The organism is Arthrobacter glycogeni (assembly GCF_054510815.1).
In genome coordinates this window covers 1-18,554 of sequence record NZ_JBTNDV010000017.1, presented here as the reverse complement: position 1 = coordinate 18,554, position 18,554 = coordinate 1, and the positions used below count along the sequence as shown (strand labels likewise).

Below are 18,554 nucleotides of genomic sequence, written 5' to 3'. Positions count from 1 at the left end.
AAAGACCACCATGACCACAGCTACTACCAGCCCCGCAGAGCGGTCCGGCCCACTCGTTGGCACCCTCGTGGTGGACCTGAGCCGCGCGTTGGCGGGCCCGCACGCCGGAATGATGCTGGCCGACCTCGGCGCCCGCGTGATCAAGGTGGAGAACCCCGGTTCCGGCGATGATACCCGCGGCTGGGGCCCACCCTTCGTGGGCCCCGACGACAACCCCCAGGCCACCTACTTCCTGTCCTGCAACAGGAACAAGGAATCCATCGGCCTGGATCTGAAGAGCGACGATGGAAAGAAGGTCCTGACCGCGCTGCTGCAACGGGCCGACGTCGTCGTCGAAAACTTCCGGCCGGGCGTCCTGGACCGGCTAGGGTTCTCCACCGAGGTCATGCACCAGCTCAACCCCCGGCTGGTCATCCTCTCCATCACGGGATTCGGGCACGACGGCCCCGAGTCCAGCAGGAGTGGCTACGACCAGATCCTGCAGGGCGAGGCCGGCCTGATGTCGCTCACCGGGCCCGGTCCGGATGACCCGCAGCGCGTCGGCGTGCCAATCGCCGACCTCCTCTCTGGAATGTACGGGGCATACGGCGCGCTGGCCGCACTCCTGGAACGGGAGAAGACCGGCAAGGGCCAGGTGGTGCGGACGTCGCTGCTCGCCGCGCTGATCGGCGTCCACGCCTTCCAGGGCACCAGAACCACCGTCGCCGGCGAGGTTCCGAAGGCGCAGGGCAACCACCACCCGTCCATCGCGCCCTATGGCCTCTTCGGCTGCGACGCCGGCAAGGTCCAGATCAGCGTCGGCAGCGAAAAGCTGTGGCACACGTTCGCCACGACGTTCGGGATCGACGCGGGCCGTGCCGAGTTCGCCAGCAACGGCGACCGCGTGCGGAACCGTGACCTGCTGATCGGCGAGATTGAAACGGCCTTCGCCGCATACGAGTCCGAGCCCCTGCTGGCGAAGCTCAACGAAGCCGGCATCCCGGCGGGCAAGGTCCGGTCCCTCGACGAGGTGTACGAATGGGAGCAGGTGAAGTCGCAGGGCCTACTGATCGACGTCGAGCACCAGCTACTGGGCACGGTGAGCCTCCCCGGCCCGCCGCTGCGGTTCTTCGATGGCGCGGAGCAGGAAACCACCAACTCCACCCACACGGCGCCGCCACTGCTGGACCAGGATGGCGCCGACATCCGGCGCTGGCTGGACGACGCCCTGGCGAAGGACTCCTAGCATGTCTGTGGCCCAGCCGGTGCGCCATCTGTCGGCGGCGGAACTGATCGACGTCGTGCTCGACCCGGGCACCTTCATCTCCTGGGATGGCCCAGTGGCCGGGCCGCATCACGACGACGGGTATGAACGTGAGCTGCAGGCGGCCCGCGACAGAAGCGGCGTTGACGAATCCGTGCTCACCGGCGAGGGCCTCATCCGCGGCCGGCGCGTGGCAGTGATCGTCTCGGAGTTCAGGTTCCTTGCCGGGTCCATCGGGCTGGCCGCCGCCAATCGGATTGTTGAGGCTGTCGAGCGTGCCACCCGTGAGAAGCTGCCCCTGTTGGCCGGACCCGCGTCGGGCGGGACCCGGATGCAGGAGGGCACGCTCGCGTTCCTCTCGATGGTGAAGATTTCGGCCGCGGTCCGCACCCACCGGCGGGCCCGGTTGCCGTACCTGGTGTACCTGAGGCATCCCACCACCGGCGGCGTCATGGCGTCCTGGGGCTCACTCGGCCACGTGACAGTCGCGGAGCCGGGAGCCCTGCTCGGTTTCCTCGGCCCGCGGGTCTACGAGGCGCTGTACGGCACCCCGTTCCCCGAGAAGGTGCAGGTCGCAGAAAACCTCTACGACAAGGGGCTGATTGATGCCGTGGTCCCTCCGGAACTACTACCTGAGATCGTTGACCGGGCGTTGAACGTGCTGACCCGGCGGGCCAGCGAGCCCGTGGCGCTACCGGCAACCGTCGACGTCGTACCCTCCCCGGTCGGTGCCTGGACCTCCATCGAGATCTCCCGTAACCGGCGTCGACCCGATCTGTGGCGGCTGCTCGGCTGGGCTGCCCAGGATGTGCTGCCGCTCAACGGCACCGGCCAGGGCGAAAAGGATCCCGGCCTGCAATTGGCGCTGGCCCGCTTCGGCAGCCAGTCCTGCGTGGTGCTCGGCCATAACCGGTCCCGATCCACTTCGGAGAGTGCAATGGGACCCGCGTCGCTGCGCGAGGCTCGACGCGGGATGAGACTGGCCGAGGAACTCGGACTGCCGTTGCTGACGGTGATCGATACGGCCGGCGCGGCCCTGTCCAGGGAAGCCGAGGAGGGCGGCCTTGCCGGCGAAATCGCCCGTTCTCTCTATGACCTCATCGGGCTGCGGTCGCCGACGGTCTCGGTGCTGCTCGGCCAGGGTGCCGGCGGGGGAGCGTTGGCGCTTCTCCCGGCAGACCGCACCATCGCCGCCCACCACGCGTGGCTGTCGCCGCTCCCGCCCGAAGGGGCGAGCGCCATCATGCACCGCAGCACCGAGTTCGCACCGGCGCTGTCCGAGGCGCAGGGCGTCAACGTGGCCTCGCTGCACGCCAATGGTCTGGTCGACCACATCGTGGACGAGCGCGACGACGCCGCAGACGAAGCCAAAGCCTTCTGCCGGCGGATGGGCGCGGCCATCGAGTACGAGCTGTCGGCGCTGGCCGGGGCAGCCATCGACGGGCTGCTGACGACCAGAACAGCCAAGTACCGCGGCCTCGGACTGTGAAATGGCCCTGCCTTTGTTGCGGGTAGCCCGTCCGGATGGCATAGTTCGAACCGTGTGGGCCCCGACGACGCAGCAGCGTCGCTGGTCTCGAACCGCACACTTCACTTAACGGCGAGGTCTCATGTTGAACAGCACTACGCTCGGTCCGGCCGATTCCTCAGTGATGGATCAGGCGGGCTCCCCTCCTTTGACCGAGCTTCTTCTGCGGACCGCTGATGGGGAGCAACCGGCCTTCACGGCCCTGTACGAGGTCACCTGCAAACGGGTGTACGGGCTGGTGTTGCGGGTCATCAAGAACCCCGCAATCGCCGCGGAAGTGGTTCAGGAGGTCTACCTTCTCCTCTGGACGTCGGCCGGCCAGTTTGACGCCGATCGCGGGTCGCCGCAGAGCTGGATCTTCACTCTTGCTCACCGCCGGGCCGTCGACAGGGTGCGCAGTGAGCAGAGCTCGATCGGGAGGGATGCGGCGTACAGTCAGCGTGCGGCCGCTGTGGGGCAGGACAGTGTCGAGGATACGGTCCACCACACGATGATGTCTGAGAGCGTCAGGAAATGTCTGGCGTCTCTCACCCCTCGCCAGGCTGAGGCCATCAATCTTGCCTACTATGGGGGGCTCACGTATGTGCAGGTCGCCGAAACGCTACAGATCAAGCTACCCACGGCAAAGTCGCGAATCCAGGCTGGCCTGATCCGCCTTCGCAACGCGATGGAAGCCGACGGCTACGACGCGCACTCCCGATGAGCCTGGAGAGGAGATAATCGATGGATCCCTACCTGCAGCAGTGGTTCGCGCGCCTTGCCGCAGTGAACTCCGGCCTTGACTTCGACTCTGCCTGGATTTACTACACCGGCATCGGCGGTTCCTGCGATCTGGTCGAATTCACTGCGTACCTTCATGGTCTGATGCAACTTGACGACCTCCAGCGGGACATGGTCTCGCATGCCATCAATGAGATGCTCGACGACGTCAACTCACCGGTGCGGCGTGCCGCGTACACCACCGACGACATTTCCCTCGCGACCGGGGTTCCCGTCGAAAGCAGCTTCGACAGCTGGACGGATACGGCGCTGCGACGGCTCATGACGACGTCGGCCGCGTTATTCCCGATGGACCGGGACGAGGCCAGGCGGTTACGGTCACTGCGCCGCACCGGCCTGATGGAAACCGCCCGCGAGGAGCGGTTCGACAGGATCACCCGGGAGGCCCAGGCAGTCTTTCGCGTCAGTTCGGCCTCGATCGCGTTGATCAGCCAGCACCGCCAGTTCATCAAATCGGTGGCGGGCCCGATCGGCTCGAATGTCCCGCGCCGGGTTTCCTTCTGCGACCAGACCATTCGGAACAACCGGGTGCTGGTCGTTCCCGACGCGCTGGTCGACGGAAAATTCCGCGACAACCCTCTGGTGCAGCTGAAACCCCACATCAGGTTCTATGCAGGGCTTGCGCTCCGCGGGCCGGACGGTTGGCCCATCGGCACGTTATGCATTATCGATGATCGCCCGCGCAGCTTCTCCAGCACCGACGGACTGGTATTGGAGCGGTTGGCCGCCAAGGCCCAGGAAGAACTGGATTCATCACCGGCGTAGCCGCGGGTGCGAACCCTGTTCGCGGGCGCCAGGAGTGAAACGGGAAACATCGTGAGTGACGCGGGAGACTTTATCGATGCCGCCCTGCAGCGTGAGGCCTCGTGGGAACGGGCGGCGGACCAGGGCGATGGCCTCCGGGTCTACGGCTCGTCGGTGGGCGCCGTGCGCGGCACGGTCCGCGATGCGTTTCGCCGCTACCGGGGAATGGATCACGACGCCGTGCTGTCGCTGAGTTCCGAACTGTGGTCCGTCCCGGTGTTCGAGCGTCGGCTGGCGGCCGTCGTGGTGCTGCAATCGAAGGGGTCCCTCCTTCAGGTCACCGATCTGACCCGCATTGAAGGGTTCCTGAGGCTTGCGGGCCGAGCGGACCTCACCGACCAGCTTGCCATCGACGTGGTGGGTCCCCTGATTGATCGGTTGCCGCCACGGGACAGGGAGCGTGCGGCTGTCGTGCTGGACCGGTGGGCGAGCGACGTCGACCCCTGGCTCAGCCGGGCGGCGCTGCTTTCACCCCTGCGGCCCCTGCGTGCTGGCGGCGGGGACTGGGACGGCCATGTTCGGCGGGCCAAGGCAGCGAGAGCGGCGAGCCGGGAAGGAACAGGGCACGACGTCGTCGGCCAGGCCATTGAACTGATGGGCGCCGCATGGGCAAAGGCCCGGCCGGGGCTGAGCATCCCGCCGACATGACCGAGTGGTCCACCCGCGTAGAGTCGTAGGTGAGACGACGCCGTCGTCCAGCTATCAGAGGAGTACATCATGGGCCTGAGCGACACGATCAAGAACGCCATTGGAAAACTGGCTAGCGGCAACCGCGGAACCACGGGTGGACATGCCGGCGGCAGCACCGGTGGGAAAACTGGCGGCTCCGCGAGCGCGGGCATTACCTCCAAGATCCGTAGCTTCCTCAACCGGCGCTAAATCCGGGGGGCTTTTTTCATGGCAAGTTCGTACTACCGTTCCCTGGGTGAGAGCAGCTTCGAATCGACCATCCATGCTCAGGGCGCCTGGAACCCCAAGGAACAGCACATGGCGCCAGCTGCGGGGCTGCTGGCTCATTGCCTTGAGCAGTTCAGCCCCCGCCCGGATTTGCGGATGGCACGGCTGAGTTTTGACATTCTCGGGATGATTCCCGGCGGGTCGTTCGACGTCATCGTCAAGGTGGTCAGGCCTGGCAGGACCATTGAGCTGCTGGAAGCCGAGATGATCTCCGATGGACGGACGGTAATCCGTGCGAAGGCGTGGCGGCTCGCGAAGGCTGACAGCTCTGCCGTAGCGGCCATCGAGGACGCGCCGATGCCCGGACCTGAGTCGGCCGGCCCGTTTGCCGAGATGACCGCCTGGCCGGGCGGCTACATCGAATCGCTGGAGTTCCGTGTGGTGGATGGACACCGCCCCGGACGCGGGCGGGTCTGGCTGCGGACGCCGCACCAAGTGGTTGAAGATTTTCCGACAACGGACCTGGTCCGGCTGATCGGCCTGATCGACACCGCCAACGGCGTGTCAGCCCGCGTCGCACCGGGGCTGGGAAGCTGGATGTTCCCCAACCTTGACCTGCAGGTCCACCTGTACCGGGAACCGGCAGGCGAGTGGCTCGGCCTGGAGACGAGCGTCAGTTTTGGCACCGACGGCATTGGGCTGACCTCTGCGGTGCTGCATGACGTCGCCGGGCCCTTTGGGCGTGCCGAGCAGATTCTGACGATCAGGAAGTTGTAGCACTGCAACTAGGATGGAGTGGGGAAACACCACCAGTCGATCCAAAGGAGCACACACGATGGAATACCGGAAGCTTGGAAACAGCGGCACTGCCGTCTCGGCATATGCACTTGGCACCATGACCTTCGGGGCCGAAGCGGATGAGGCGACCTCGCATCAGATCCTGAGCGGCTACGTGGCGGCGGGTGGCAATTTCATCGACACCGCCGACGTGTACACGGCAGGCGCCTCGGAGACGATCATCGGCTCCTGGTTGGCCAAGAACCCGACCGAACGGGACCAGATGGTCCTGGCGTCGAAGGGCCGCTTCCCCATGGGCGAGGGCGTCAATGATCTGGGGTTGTCCCGCCGCCACCTCCGCCGGGCGCTGGACGACTCCCTTGCCCGGCTGGGAGTGGACCACATCGACCTGTACCAAGTGCACTCCTGGGATCCGTTGACCCCGCTCGAAGAGACCCTCGGCTTCCTCGAGGACTCGATCAGCAACGGCAAGATCGGGTACTACGGCTTCTCCAACTACCTGGGCTGGCAGCTGACCAAGGCCGTCATGATGGCGAAAATCCACGGCTGGAACGCACCGGTCACCCTGCAGCCCCAGTACAGTCTGCTGGTCCGCGAGATTGAGTCGGAAATCGTTCCGGCAGCGCTCGACGCCGGCATCGGTCTCCTGCCCTGGTCACCCCTCGGCGGCGGCTGGCTGACAGGCAAATACCAGCGCGACACCTCCCCGACCGGAGAGACCCGGCTCGGCGAGAACCCCGAGCGCGGAATGGAGGCCTGGAAGGAACGCAACGCCAAGGAACGCACCTGGCGCATCATCGACACGGTCGTGGAGATCGCCGCCGAGCGCGGAGTCACCGCGTCGCAGGTGGCCCTCGCCTGGGTTGCGCAGCAGCCGGCTGTCACGGCGGTGATCCTCGGTGCGCGGAACACCGCCCAGCTCACCGACAACCTGGGCGCCGACGTCGTGAAGCTCACCGCCGGGGAGGTTGACCGGCTGAGCACAGTCAGCGCTTCTGAGGTCGCAGACTACCCCTACGGTGTGCCGGGCCAGGAGCAGCGCAGCCGCATGCTCGACGGCGAGCGCTGACCCGGGGCGGGGGCGGGCGGCGGAATGTTCACGCCCCGTCAGCGGTTAGCAGTGAGTACCAACCCGTTGAGGGAACCTCAGAGAAAGGCCAGCACCATGGCAAAGGCAATGTGGAACAACGTGGTCATCGCGGAGTCAGACGAGACGGTCATGGTGGAGGGGAACCACTACTTCCCCCGGGACTCGGTCAAAACCGAATATCTCACCGACAGCGCCATGTCCACTGTGTGCCCGTGGAAGGGGACAGCGAGCTACTTCTCGCTGGAAGTCGACGGCACCGTCAACGACGACGCCGCCTGGACCTACCCCGAGCCGAAGGCCAAAGCGGAGAACATCCGCGATCATGTGGCCTTCTGGCGCGGAGTGACCGTCACCGACTGACCCGTTCCCGCCGGGGTCAGGGCAGCGGTGGCAGCCTGGTCCGATACAACCAGGGCTTCAATAACCCTGCGGCGTCGAAGCCTGCGACCCCGGCACAGACATTGTCCGCCACGGCGACCAGATCCGCGGTGGTGACGTTGCGGTGCCTGAACTGAGTGGTCCATGAGCGCAGCAACGTGAAGAAGAGCTGATCCCCGGCTGCCGTTCTGAGTGCATGCAGGGCGAGGGCGCCTCGCTTGTAGACCCGATCGTCGAACATGCGTACTGCCCCAGGATCGCCGATCACCAGGTCTTCCGGCTCGGCCGCCAGCTTGCGCCAGGCGTCTGCTGCTCGCTGCGCCGCCGAAAGGTTTCCCGACTTTTCGGACCACAGCCATTCGGCATAGGAGGCGAATCCCTCATGTAACCAAATGTCCCGCCAGGAATCCGCTGTCAGTGAGTTGCCGAACCACTGGTGGGACAGCTCATGGGCGATGAGCCGCTGGGATTCCCACCCGATGGTCAGGTGGTTCCGCCCAAGGATCGACAGTGACTGGGCTTCCAGCGGGATCTCCAGGACATCATCGGTGACCACCACCGTGTAGGCCTCAAAGGGATACGGCCCAAAGAGATCGATGAAGGTACTCATCATTTCCGGTTGGCGGACCAGGGCACGGCGTGCAGTCTCGCGTAACCCGGCCGGTGCGGCAGTGAACTGGGGGACGGGGGAGGTGCTGGAGCGGTCCAGCTGGTATCGCCCGATCTGCACCGTCGCCAGGTAGGTCGCCATCGGTTCGGGCTGGTCGTACACCCAGGTGCCGCGGCTGGACCGGGGGGTGTGGGAAACCAGCCGCCCGTTGCAGATGGCACGGTAGTTTGCGTCGGTGGTCACCGCGATGCGGTACGTGGCCTTCTGGCTGGGCAGGTCGTTGCAGGGGAACCAGGAGGGGCTGCCGGTGGGCTGTCCCGCGACCAGGACGCCGTCGGTCAGTTCCTCCCAGCCCAGCTCACCCCAGACGCTTCTCAGGGGCAGCGGGTTCCCACCGTATCTAATGTCGAGGGTGAACTCCTGGCCACCGGTGAGCGGTTCACCCGGGGTCACGACCAGGCGGGAACCCCTCGCGCTGACGCGCAGCACCCGTCCTTCGCCGAGACTGACCTTGGTGACCTTCAATCCGGCCAGGTCCAGTTCAATCCGGCGCAGGAGACGGGACGGCGGTCCGGCGGCACGGCCGGTGACGACGGCGCGGCCCACCAACCGGTTGCTGGCCAACCGGTAGTCAAGGTCAAGGTCGTAGTGCAGCGCCGTCCAGTCCGGGGAGCCGTGACCGGGCGTATAGGGATCGGGGCCGAGGGCGCTGCTGGCCCGCTTCCCGTCGACAGCCTGCGTCATGGAGCGGCCACCGGCCGTTTCCAGGGGCTGACCGGGTTACCGATCCAGTAACTCCCGGCGGGGACCGTCTCACCGCGCATCACCAGCGATGCCGGTCCAACGGTTGAACCCTGGTCCAGGCGGGCAGCGGGAAGTATCACTCCGTGCGGTCCCATCGTTGCGCCATCCTTCAAGGTTACGGTGTCCATCGACATCACCCGATCGTGGAACAGGTGGGTCTGGATAACGCACCCCCGGTTCACCGTGACGCTGTCACCGAGGGTGACCAGATCGGCTTCCGGCAGCCAATAACTTTCGCACCACACCCCATGACCGATCTTGGCGCCCAGCGCCCTCAGCCACCACACGAGCGTGGGGGTGCCGCTGGCGGCCCGCGCAAACCAGGGGGCGGTCACCGTCTCAATAAACGCATCAACCACCTCGTTGCGCCAGATGAAGGAGCTCCACAGCGGATGCTCACCGGCACTGATCCGGCCCACCAGCAACCACTTCACGACGACGGCGCTCACCGCGGCCAGCCCCCCGGCGGTCAGCATCACCACACCGCTGAGCAGGGCGGCCACTGGATACCCCCAGCGGACGGCGACGGCGTCGAGTCCCACGAGCACCAGCACAGCGATGGTCACGGTGAGCAGCGTCGCGGCGAGCCGACAGACCTCCCACGCACCCCGTGCCACCTTGAGGCGCCGTGGCGGGTCAAAGGTCCGCGTCTGGTCGGCATCCATCTGGGTGCGGCGCAACCGGACCGGTGGGCTGCCCAACCAGGAGGTTCCCGCCTTGGCTTTGGCTGGGGTGGCCGACAGCACGGCGACGAGGGAGTTCTTGGGCACCCGGCGACCCGCGGCGGTCATCCCCGAATTACCGAGGAAAGCCCGCTTCCCGATCTTTGCGGGGGCCACCTTCATCCAGCCCCCGCCGAGCTCGTAGGAGGCCACCATCGTGTCGTCGGCGAGGAAGGCGCCGTCGCCAATGGTCGTCATCTTCGGGACCAGCAGCACTGTCGAAATCTCGACGTTCTTCCCCACCGACGCCCCGAGCAGTCTCAGCCACACCGGCGTGAAGAGACTTGCGTACAACGGGAAAAGGAGGTCGCGTGCCAGGTCGAGGACCCGTTCGGTGGCCCAGACCTGCCAGCCGACCCGGCTGCGGACCCGGTGATATCCCTCCCGCAGACCGACGCCGAGCAGCCGCACTGCGGCAAGGATGAGCAGCATCGTTGCCACAAACCAGAGCAGGCCGGCCGCGGGCACGGACCAGAGGAGTTGCGGCAACGCGCCGGAAAGGGTGGGGGAGCCGCGCAGGGCGGCAATGAGGGGAAGCGCCGCGATCGCAGCGGCCAGATAGGGGATCCCGGCGAGCACTCCCGAAGCGGCCGCGAACGCTGGGAAGCTGATGGTGCGGGACGACGACGGTGGGGCGTCGGGCCAGATGGGTTTGGCCTTTCCCACCCGGGTCGCGGGGGATCCTGCGTACTGCTGACCGGGCCGGACCTTCCCCAGCACGGCAGAACCTGGTGCAACCTGGGAGTCGGCGCCGATTCGCGCGCCGGGCATCAGCGTGCTCCGGGTACCGACGACCGCGCGTTCCCCGACGCTGACCCTGCCAATGTGGACCAGGTCGCCGTCGACCCACCAGCCGGAAAGGTCAACTTCGGGTTCAACGGAGCTACCGCTGCCGAGGTGGAGCATCCCGGTGACCGGTGGCACCGAGTGGAGGTCGACGTCGCGCCCGATCTTTGCACCTAGGGCCCTGGCGTAATAGGTGACCCACGGCGCGCTGGCCAGGCTTACAGCGGCCGCCATGTCGGCGATCTGCTCGGCGAGCCACAGTTTGAGGTGCACCCTGCCGCTGCGGGGGTAGCTTCCCGGCCGGACGCCGCGGAGCAGGATCCGGGCGGCAGCCACGGAGATTCCCATCCGGCCGAGCGGGCTCACGAAGACCGTCCAGCTGGCGAGGATCCACCACCAGGACACGGTCGGTGCGGCTGACACGCCGGCGACGGCGAGCACCTGGTTGATGATCATCAGATAGGTCAGCCAGCGCATGCCGACCAGCAGGTGGAGCGGGAGCCCCATCAGGGTCTGGAACACCTGGGCTTTTCGGGTGGTGCGGGCGACATGTCGTTCAACCCTGATCGTTCCGCCAACCGGCTCCGAATGGCGCACCATCTCGATCAGGGCGCCCACCCGCGGATGAGCGTAGATATCGGCCACCGTGACGGTGGGATAGTGCTGCCGCAGGGCTGAAACCAGTTGCGCCGCTGACAGGCTGCCGCCGCCATAGGCGAAGAAGTCGGCGTCCAATCCCGACGCCGGCAGACCGAGCACCGCAGTCCACTGATCAACCACCCATTGGGCTTCGTCGTCGAGCAGCGGCACGTCGCCGTCGCCAGCCTGGGCCAGCGGCCAGGGCAGGGCCGCCCGGTCCACCTTCCCGCTGGTCTTGGTGGGAAGGGAAGCGGCCTCGCTGAGCATCGGGATGAGCGCTGCGGGTAGTGAACCGGCGAGCTGGGAGCGTAGGCTCGGCAGGTCGAGCGGCGCACCCGCTGGCACCAGATAGCCCACCAGCACTTGGTTGCCGGCGGCGGTGGTCTGCACTGCCGCAGCGGCGCCGGCGACGCCGGGGAGGGACTGCAGGGCGGCGTCGACTTCGCCGAGCTCAATGCGCCTCCCGCCGAGCTTGACCTGTTCATCGGCGCGTCCCATGAATTCCAGGCCGGCCGGGTCAAACCTGACCAGGTCACCACTGCGGTACGCCCGGTCCCAGCCCAGCGACGGCATGGCGGCGTACTTCTCCTTGTCCTTCTGCGGATCAAGGTATCGGGCCAGACCGACTCCGCCAATGATCAGCTCGCCGATGTCCCCTGCGGCCACCGGGACGCCCGATCCGTCGACGACGGCGAGGTCCCAGCCGTCCAGGGGGAGGCCGATGCGCACCGGGCCGGGACCGCCCAACAGGGCGGCGCAGGCGACGACTGTCGCCTCGGTGGGGCCATAGGTGTTCCACAGTTCCCGGTCGTCGGTGGCGAGCCGCGCTGCCAATTCGGGAGGGCAGGCTTCGCCGCCGAAGATGAGCAGTCTGACCGCTTCAAGCGACTCGACCGGCCAGAGGGCGGCGAGGGTGGGCACCGTGGAGACCATGGTGATGCCGTGGGTGATCAGCCAGGGACCCAGATCCATGCCCGAGCGGACGAGTGCCCGTGGGGCGGGAACCAGGCATGCACCGTTGCGCCAGGCGAGCCACATCTCCTCACAGGACGCGTCGAAGGCCACCGAAAGTCCGGCGAGGACGCGGTCGGTGGGGCCTGCAGGTTCGGCCTGCAGGAACAACCGGGCTTCGGCGTCGACAAAGGCTGCCGCCGAGCGGTGGGTGACCGCAACCCCTTTGGGCGTTCCGGTGGACCCGGAGGTGAAGATGATCCACGCGTCATCGTCCGGGCGGGGCATGCGCGGTGTCGCGAACGGCGCATTCCTGCCCTTCTGCACCACCGGCGCGCGCCCCGCCCTGATAATTCCGGCGACGCCCGCCTCGGAGAACACGAGTTTGGCGCGCTCGTCGGGGTCGTCGGCGTCGACCGGGACGTAGGCGGCTCCGATCAGCAGAGTAGCGAGGATGGCGATATACAGCTCGGCGGTGCCGGACGGGATCCGGATGCCGATCCTGTCCCCGGCACCCAGCCCGGCCAGGTGAAGCTCCTTCCCCATGGCACGGACGCTGGACAGTAACTCGGCGTAACTGAGGCTGGTGGCGCCGTCGTCGAGCGCTGAGGCGTCAGGAAAAGCCTCCGCCGTAGCGGTGAGGATGTCGATCAGGGTGCGCGGCTGCGGGGCCGCTGACCGGCGGGAAAGTTGCGGGGTATGCGGCGTCACCTGATAAGTGTCCCACCCGGGAACGCTGCGCGCGGCGGCTACACGCCGTCGTCGTGCAGCGGTGTGCCGCGCCGGTTGATGCGCCTGATGGTTGAGCAGGCTGCAGCGCAAATCCCGGCGGTCAGGACGGTGCCCCAGACGGTGTCGATGAGGAGCATCTGTGCCGGCCAGTCGCGGAGGGTCGCGGCGTTGGTGAAGCCGTAGGTGCCGTAGGCGGCGAAGCCGAGGACCGCGCCGGATAGTGCAGCAGCTTTCAGGCTGTCCTTCTCCAGGGCGGGCCGGACGGCGAGCCAGCAGGCTGCCGCGGCGTAGGCAAGATAGAACACCACCGCATACCCGAGTGATGCCTGTTCGGCCATCAGCGGTCCGATCCAGCCCCGGTACGTTCCCGCCATCGCGAGCAGCCAGGGGATGTCGAAGAGCAGGAAAAAAGCGGCCACCACCGCTGTGTCGCGGGCGAACCGGATCATGCGAACACCAGGTACGTGACCAGGGTGATCAGGGCCGTCAGGGCGGTGCCCCAGGCGAGGTCGACGGCGACCAGGACGGCCGGCCACCGTTTGAGCGTTGAGGCGTTGGTGAGGTCATAGGTCGCGTAGGCGAAGAAGCCCAGCGCCCCACCATAACCCAACGCCGCCCACCAGGACTCGGCGGCCAGTGCGGGTTGGACGGCGAACAACACGATGCCGGCTACATAGATTAGGTAGAACGCCGCCGCGTAGAGAAAATTGGGTCTGTCGGCAAGCTGGTCGCCCAGCTGCTGACGATAGAAGGTGCTCATTGATTTGAGCCAGATTGCGTCGAGCAGCAGGAATGTCGCTGCGGCGACCAGAAACTGCAGGAAGACCATGGACAGGAGCCTAACCTAGATGACCGGGACGGACCTGCTGGTGGTGCGCGACGGCGCTTCGGCCGGGGCTGCGGCAGATCTCGCGGAGGGCATTGGGCTGCTGCGCGCCGTGGCTGCGGGGCAGCGGCCCGCCACACTGCGGCTGTACCGGCCCGAACCTACCCTGGCCTTTGGGCAACGGGACACCCGGTTGGCCGGGTTCGCGTCAGCTGAGGCTGCTGCGCGGTCGCACGGGTTTGAGCCGCTGGTCCGCCGGGCGGGCGGCCGGGCTGCTGCCTACCACCGCGGGTGTTTGGTGATTGATCATGTCGAGCCGCAGAGCGATGCGGTTGCCGGGTCTCGGAAACGTTTTGCCGGATTTGGTGGACTCCTTGCGTCAGCACTGCGCTCGGTGGGTGTGGACGCGGCTGTAGGGGAGATTCCCGGCGAATACTGCCCCGGCGAGTACAGCGTGCATGGGGTGAGTGCGGGTGGGCAACGTCTGAAGCTGGTCGGGACGGCCCAGCGGGTGGTGTCCGGTGCGTGGCTTTTTTCTTCGGTGGTCGTGGTGGAAAATTCGGCTCCGATCCGGGCGGTGCTGACGTCGTCGTACGCCGCGATGGGACTGGACTGGGACCCCGCCACGGCCGGCGCTGCCAATGATCTCGTCCCCGGGGTGACCGTCGACGACGTCGGGCGTGCCATCCTGGCCGCCTACCGGCACGCAGGCTACACCCTTCAGCTGTCGGAGGCTTCCGCAGCCCTCCTGCCCGGCGTATCCTGACTCCAGGATGACCGTTCGGAGCTGATCGAAGCCGGTGTGGAGGCAGGGTATGGCACGAACCGCAGACCCGCAGGCGCGGTCAGTGATGCTGGTGGTCGCCCACCCCGACGACGACGCCTACGGACTGGCGGGAAGCGTCGCGTTGCACGCGGCTGACCCAGATTTCCGGTTCACGCTGGTTCATGCGACCGACGGTGCTGCGGGGGAAATCCCACCGGATTTTCCGGCCACCCGGGAGTCCCTGGGCGCGGTGCGTCGGGGCGAGTGCCGCAACGCCTGGCGAGCGCTGGGACGTGTTCCCGACCGGCACATCTGGCTGGACTACGCGGACGGGGCGCTGGCCGCGGTGCCCTTTGAGGAACTGGTGGACCGGATCGGTGCCCTGTTGGAGGAGGAACACCCCGATGTGGTGGCCACCTTCGGGCCGGACGGGATCACCGGGCACCCCGATCACATTACGGTGGGGCGGGCCACCGATGAGGCCTTTCATCGACGCCGGGCTGCCGGTGGGCCGGGGCTGCGCAGACTGCTCCACGGCGCCATGAAAGCGTCAACGTTTGAGCGCTGGAATGCCGCACGGGTGCGTGCGGGCAAGGAAGCCTGGGATCCGTCCAGGGTTTATCACCTGCGCGGTGTGCCCGACGAATCGATTGGCCTGGAGGTGGACACCACAGCCGTGGCCGACCGGATCGTCGCCGGGCTGTCGCAACACCGGAGCCAACTCCATCTGATCTCGGATCCCACCCGCAGCGCCGGCGACTGGCGGCGGACCGTCGGCCGAGAGTTTTTCGTCGTCGCCTGGCCACCCCGGACGTCCAAGGATCCGGTGCTCCACGACATTTTCGAGGGGCTCTAGGGTTTGGATCTAAGCGACGACCGCCCCGCGGCTAGGTAGTGGCCACGGGGCGGTCGTCGTCGTTGTGCTGTTGAGCTTTAGTGGCCGCGCTTGATCCACTCATCAAGGGATGGTGCTTCGGCGCCGACCGTCGTCGAGTCGCCGTGCCCGGGGCGCACCACAGTCTCAGCCGGGAGGCTGAGCAGGCGGTCGCGGATGGACTCGATGATCGTCGGGAAGTCGCTGAAGGACCGGCCGGTGGCACCCGGACCACCCTGAAACAGCGTGTCGCCGGTGAACACCGTGCCCGCCTCCTTCAGGTAGAAACTCACCGACCCGGGGGAGTGTCCGGGGGTGTGCAGCGCCTTGAGGGTGACGCCAGCCACCTGGAACTCGTCGCCGTCGTTGATCTCCTGGTCCGGCGCGGTGCCGGGGTAGACCTGGTCCCACAGCATCCGGTCGGCGGAGTGCAGATGGATGGGAGCCTTGACGGCCTCGTGCACGTCCCCGACGGAGCGGATATGGTCATCGTGCCCGTGGGTCAGCAGGATGGCTCGCACCGGCCGGCCGTTGATCTGCTCGACGATCGCGTCGGCGTTGTGGGCTGGGTCGATGACGATGCACTCGGTGTCGTCGCCGATGATCCAGACGTTGTTGTCAACATCCCAGGTGCCGCCGTCGAGGGAGAAGGTCCCGGACGTGACGCGGTGTTCTACACGGGCGGCCATCAGAGTTCCACCACCGAACGGAGCACCGAACCGTCGTGCATTTTGTCGAAGGCTGCTTCGACCTGGTCCAGGGTGATGCGCTCGGTAACGAACGCGTCGAGGTTCAGGTTGCCCTGCTGGTAGTGGCTGACCAGCATCGGGAAGTCCCGTGACGGGAGGCAGTCTCCGTACCATGAGGATTTCAGGGAGCCGCCGCGGCCGAAGATGTCGAGGAGTGGGAGTTCCAGCATCATGTCGGGGGTGGGGACGCCCACGAGCACCACTGTGCCAGCGAGATCGCGGGCGTAGAAGGCCTGCTTGTAGGTTTCGGGGCGGCCGACGGCGTCGATCACCACGTTGGCCCCGTTGCCGTCGGTGAGTGCCTGGATGGCCTCGACTGCGTCCTGGTTCTTGGAGTTGACCGTGTGGGTCGCTCCGAGCTTCCTGGTGGCTTCGAGTTTCCGGTCGTCAATGTCGACGGCGATGATCGTCGTCGCGCCCGCAAGCTTGGCGCCAGCGATGGCTGCGCTGCCCACTCCGCCGCAGCCGATGACTGCTACCGAGTCGCCACGGCGGACGTTTCCGGTGTTGATGGCGGCGCCGATGCCTGCCATGATGCCGCACCCCAGCAGGCCGACGGCCGCGGCATCCGCAGCCGGATCCACCTTGGTGCACTGGCCGGCTGCGACGAGGGTCTTCTCAGCGAAGGCGCCAATGCCCAACGCGGGGGACAGTTCGGTGCCGTCCTCGAGGGTCATCTTCTGGGTGGCGTTGTGGGTGTTGAAGCAGTACTGGGCCTCGCCGCGGCGGCAGGCACGGCATTCGCCGCACACCGCGCGCCAGTTGAGGATGACCCGGTCGCCGGGCTCCACCTCGGTGACATCGGGTCCGACGGCGCTGACCACGCCGGTGGCTTCGTGGCCAAGGAGGAACGGGTAATCGTCGCTGATGCCACCCTGTTTGTAGTGCAGGTCGGTGTGGCAGACGCCGCAGGTGAGGATATCCACCAGCGCTTCACCCGGTCCCGGATCGGGCACGAGAATGGTCTCGATGCCCGCTGGAGCGTTCTTTTCCCTGACAACTACGGCTTGGACTCTATGAACCATTTCTACACGGTCCTTTCAGTTGGGTACCGGGCGGTTATCCCAAGCATAGGCACGGACACCGACAGCGGTTCAATCAGGTGATTTCTGCCCCGCTCTGGGTGGGGCTTCACGCTCATCAGGCGGGGGAGCATACTGAAGTTCATGCGGGTGGATTGGCTCTGCGGTGAGGGGTGGTGTGGCTGATGCGGCGGTATCTATTGGCATCGAGCACGGCAGCTGGTATCGCTTTGCTAGGAGGATGTGGCTCCCAGGGCGATTCACCGGTGGTGGCCACCTGGCTTTTGGCAAGTCCGGATGAGGTGTCGCCGGCCTCAACGAGTTTAAGGTTGGGTGTGGAACGGGCGGCCTGCTCGAATGGCGTGACGGGCACGGTGCTGGACCCGGAACTCACCTATGAGGCCGATCGAATTGTCATTGAGACCTATGTTGAGCCCATACCTGGCCGCGAAACCTTGACCTGTCAGGGCAATAATGTGGTCGCGGTGACGGTCAATCTCACCGAATCCGTGGGAAACCGGGATCTGGTCGACGGTCTCTGTCTGGACGTGAATGCGGTTCCTGCGACGTACTGCGGCGAGGACGACGGCGTGCGTTGGGCCGTGCGCGAGCCGTCAGCATCAGCGATCTGGCGGCTACCCAAGGGCGAGGAGGTCTCGCCGAGTTCAACAAGTTTCCGGGTTGACGTGACTCGGATAGGTTGCTCGGGCGGGGTGACCGGACCTGTGCTGGAGCCCAAGATCACCTACGAAGAGGACCGAATCGTGATCAAGACCGACGTTGGGGCGTTGCCTGAGGCCGGCTATAACTGTCCCAGCAACGACATGGTCCAGCTAACTGTGGAACTGGCAGAACCGGTTGGCGCTCGGAGATTGATCGATGGGGGCTGCCTGGCGGGGGAGGCTGTCACCACAACCTTCTGTGAGGACGACGGCGTACGAGCTCCGTGGCCTCCACCTGCTGGGTCCTGAGAAGACAGTTCGCCGTTACCAATGCGGACCTTTGTTGTGTTCGCTGTGGGCGTAATGCAGTCCTGGCTTCTGTCCTCTTAGCGGGCTAGGAATGTCGGTGGCGGGTGATGGGATGGGGGTATGAAGCAGCAGGAGAAGGCAGGCCACAACCGGAGCATCGCTGAGGTGTTTTCCGCCAGTCTTGGTGGTCGGGCGGGCCCTGGTTTTCCGGGTGGTTCGGGGTCGTTGGCGTTGATGGATCCGTCGTGGAGTCCCGGTGAGGTCGCGGGTGTCTTACGGCGAGTGGGTAAGTCCGCGCGGGCTCACCGGTTCGCGGCCAACACTGCGCCCACCCCGGCGGAGCTGGCTGGGCCCGCATCACTGGTCGGCATGCTGCTGCCACAGGACACTGTTGAGGACACTGTTGAGGACACTGTTGAGGACACTGTTGAGGACACTGTTGAGGACACTGTTGAGGACATTGTTGAGGACATTGTTGAGGACACTGTTGAGGACACTGTTGAGGACACTGTTGAGGACACTGTTGAGGACACTGTTGAGGACACTGTTGAGGACACTGTTGAGGACACTGTTGAGGACACTGT

General features: G+C 66.2%; 19 protein-coding genes. 13 read left to right on the top strand and 6 right to left on the bottom strand.

All coding sequences use genetic code 11. From position 1 onward, the window contains the following. Positions 1-10: 10 nt before the first annotated feature. The 9 genes from ACX80G_RS15565 (at position 11) to ACX80G_RS15525 (ending at position 7,500) form a co-directional block, all read left to right on the top strand. Positions 11-1,225 (top strand): CaiB/BaiF CoA transferase family protein, encoded by a 1,215-nt coding sequence (locus ACX80G_RS15565; RefSeq protein WP_459308790.1) that lies wholly within the window; start codon positions 11-13, stop codon positions 1,223-1,225. A gap of 1 nt (position 1,226) precedes the next feature. Continuing rightward, positions 1,227-2,732 carry a carboxyl transferase domain-containing protein gene (locus ACX80G_RS15560; RefSeq protein ID WP_459308789.1) on the top strand — a complete coding sequence of 502 codons (1,506 nt, stop codon included), beginning with the start codon at positions 1,227-1,229 and terminating at the stop codon, positions 2,730-2,732. Positions 2,733-2,853: 121 nt separating this feature from the next. Beyond that, complete coding sequence (locus tag ACX80G_RS15555) at positions 2,854-3,474, top strand: ECF RNA polymerase sigma factor SigK (RefSeq protein WP_459308788.1); 621 nt, start codon at positions 2,854-2,856, stop codon at positions 3,472-3,474. 20 nt (positions 3,475-3,494) lie between these two features. Then, positions 3,495-4,316 (top strand): GAF domain-containing protein, encoded by an 822-nt coding sequence (locus ACX80G_RS15550; RefSeq protein ID WP_459308786.1) that lies wholly within the window; start codon positions 3,495-3,497, stop codon positions 4,314-4,316. 51 nt (positions 4,317-4,367) lie between these two features. Continuing rightward, a complete protein-coding gene (locus ACX80G_RS15545; protein WP_459308784.1) occupies positions 4,368-5,003 on the top strand; it encodes a DNA alkylation repair protein in 636 nt (211 codons plus the stop codon). A gap of 69 nt (positions 5,004-5,072) precedes the next feature. Then, on the top strand, positions 5,073-5,234 hold the full coding sequence (locus ACX80G_RS15540) for a hypothetical protein (protein WP_459308783.1): 162 nt from the start codon (positions 5,073-5,075) through the stop codon (positions 5,232-5,234). 18 nt (positions 5,235-5,252) lie between these two features. Beyond that, a complete protein-coding gene (locus ACX80G_RS15535) occupies positions 5,253-6,029 on the top strand; it encodes a thioesterase family protein (protein ID WP_459308781.1) in 777 nt (258 codons plus the stop codon). Between the two features lie 58 nt (positions 6,030-6,087). Continuing rightward, positions 6,088-7,119, top strand: coding sequence for an aldo/keto reductase (locus tag ACX80G_RS15530; RefSeq protein WP_459308779.1), 1,032 nt, complete (start codon positions 6,088-6,090; stop codon positions 7,117-7,119). Positions 7,120-7,215: 96 nt separating this feature from the next. Then, complete coding sequence (locus tag ACX80G_RS15525) at positions 7,216-7,500, top strand: DUF427 domain-containing protein (protein WP_459308777.1); 285 nt, start codon at positions 7,216-7,218, stop codon at positions 7,498-7,500. 16 nt (positions 7,501-7,516) lie between these two features. On the opposite strand, the gene ACX80G_RS15520 is transcribed toward ACX80G_RS15525, so the two are convergent. From ACX80G_RS15520 to ACX80G_RS15505, 4 genes are read right to left on the bottom strand one after another with little or no spacing between them, the layout of a single operon-like run. Next, positions 7,517-8,872, bottom strand: a complete 1,356-nt coding sequence (locus ACX80G_RS15520) for a M1 family metallopeptidase (RefSeq protein ID WP_459308776.1) — start codon at positions 8,870-8,872, stop codon at positions 7,517-7,519. Continuing rightward, complete coding sequence (locus ACX80G_RS15515; protein ID WP_459308774.1) at positions 8,869-12,741, bottom strand: Pls/PosA family non-ribosomal peptide synthetase; 3,873 nt, start codon at positions 12,739-12,741, stop codon at positions 8,869-8,871. The genes ACX80G_RS15520 and ACX80G_RS15515 overlap by 4 nt, the downstream gene beginning before the upstream one ends. A 38-nt stretch (positions 12,742-12,779) precedes the next feature. Beyond that, on the bottom strand, positions 12,780-13,211 hold the full coding sequence (locus ACX80G_RS15510) for a DUF2177 family protein (protein WP_459308772.1): 432 nt from the start codon (positions 13,209-13,211) through the stop codon (positions 12,780-12,782). Continuing rightward, the gene (locus ACX80G_RS15505; protein ID WP_459308771.1) at positions 13,208-13,591 is read right to left on the bottom strand and encodes a DUF2177 family protein; all 384 of its coding nucleotides are present in this window, start codon (positions 13,589-13,591) and stop codon (positions 13,208-13,210) included. The genes ACX80G_RS15510 and ACX80G_RS15505 overlap by 4 nt, the downstream gene beginning before the upstream one ends. Before the next feature lie 19 nt (positions 13,592-13,610). Here ACX80G_RS15505 and ACX80G_RS15500 point away from each other — a divergent pair, with 19 nt between their 5' ends. Beyond that, on the top strand, positions 13,611-14,354 hold the full coding sequence (locus tag ACX80G_RS15500; RefSeq protein WP_459308770.1) for a lipoate--protein ligase family protein: 744 nt from the start codon (positions 13,611-13,613) through the stop codon (positions 14,352-14,354). 49 nt (positions 14,355-14,403) lie between these two features. After that, the gene (locus ACX80G_RS15495) at positions 14,404-15,210 is read left to right on the top strand and encodes a PIG-L deacetylase family protein (RefSeq protein WP_459308768.1); all 807 of its coding nucleotides are present in this window, start codon (positions 14,404-14,406) and stop codon (positions 15,208-15,210) included. A 77-nt stretch (positions 15,211-15,287) separates the two neighbouring features. Here ACX80G_RS15495 and ACX80G_RS15490 read toward each other — a convergent pair whose 3' ends face one another. Continuing rightward, positions 15,288-15,917, bottom strand: a complete 630-nt coding sequence (locus tag ACX80G_RS15490; protein WP_459308767.1) for an MBL fold metallo-hydrolase — start codon at positions 15,915-15,917, stop codon at positions 15,288-15,290. Continuing rightward, positions 15,917-17,002, bottom strand: a complete 1,086-nt coding sequence (locus ACX80G_RS15485; protein WP_459308765.1) for an S-(hydroxymethyl)mycothiol dehydrogenase — start codon at positions 17,000-17,002, stop codon at positions 15,917-15,919. The genes ACX80G_RS15490 and ACX80G_RS15485 overlap by 1 nt, the downstream gene beginning before the upstream one ends. Before the next feature lie 332 nt (positions 17,003-17,334). Between ACX80G_RS15485 and ACX80G_RS15480 the strand changes: the two genes are divergently transcribed. Both ACX80G_RS15480 and ACX80G_RS15475 read left to right on the top strand, forming a co-directional pair. Beyond that, entirely contained in the window at positions 17,335-17,970 is a 636-nt protein-coding gene (locus ACX80G_RS15480) for a hypothetical protein (RefSeq protein ID WP_459308764.1), read from the top strand. A 120-nt stretch (positions 17,971-18,090) separates the two neighbouring features. Continuing rightward, positions 18,091-18,554 (top strand): hypothetical protein (locus ACX80G_RS15475; protein ID WP_459308762.1); only part of this gene is annotated, 464 nt, incomplete at its 3' end.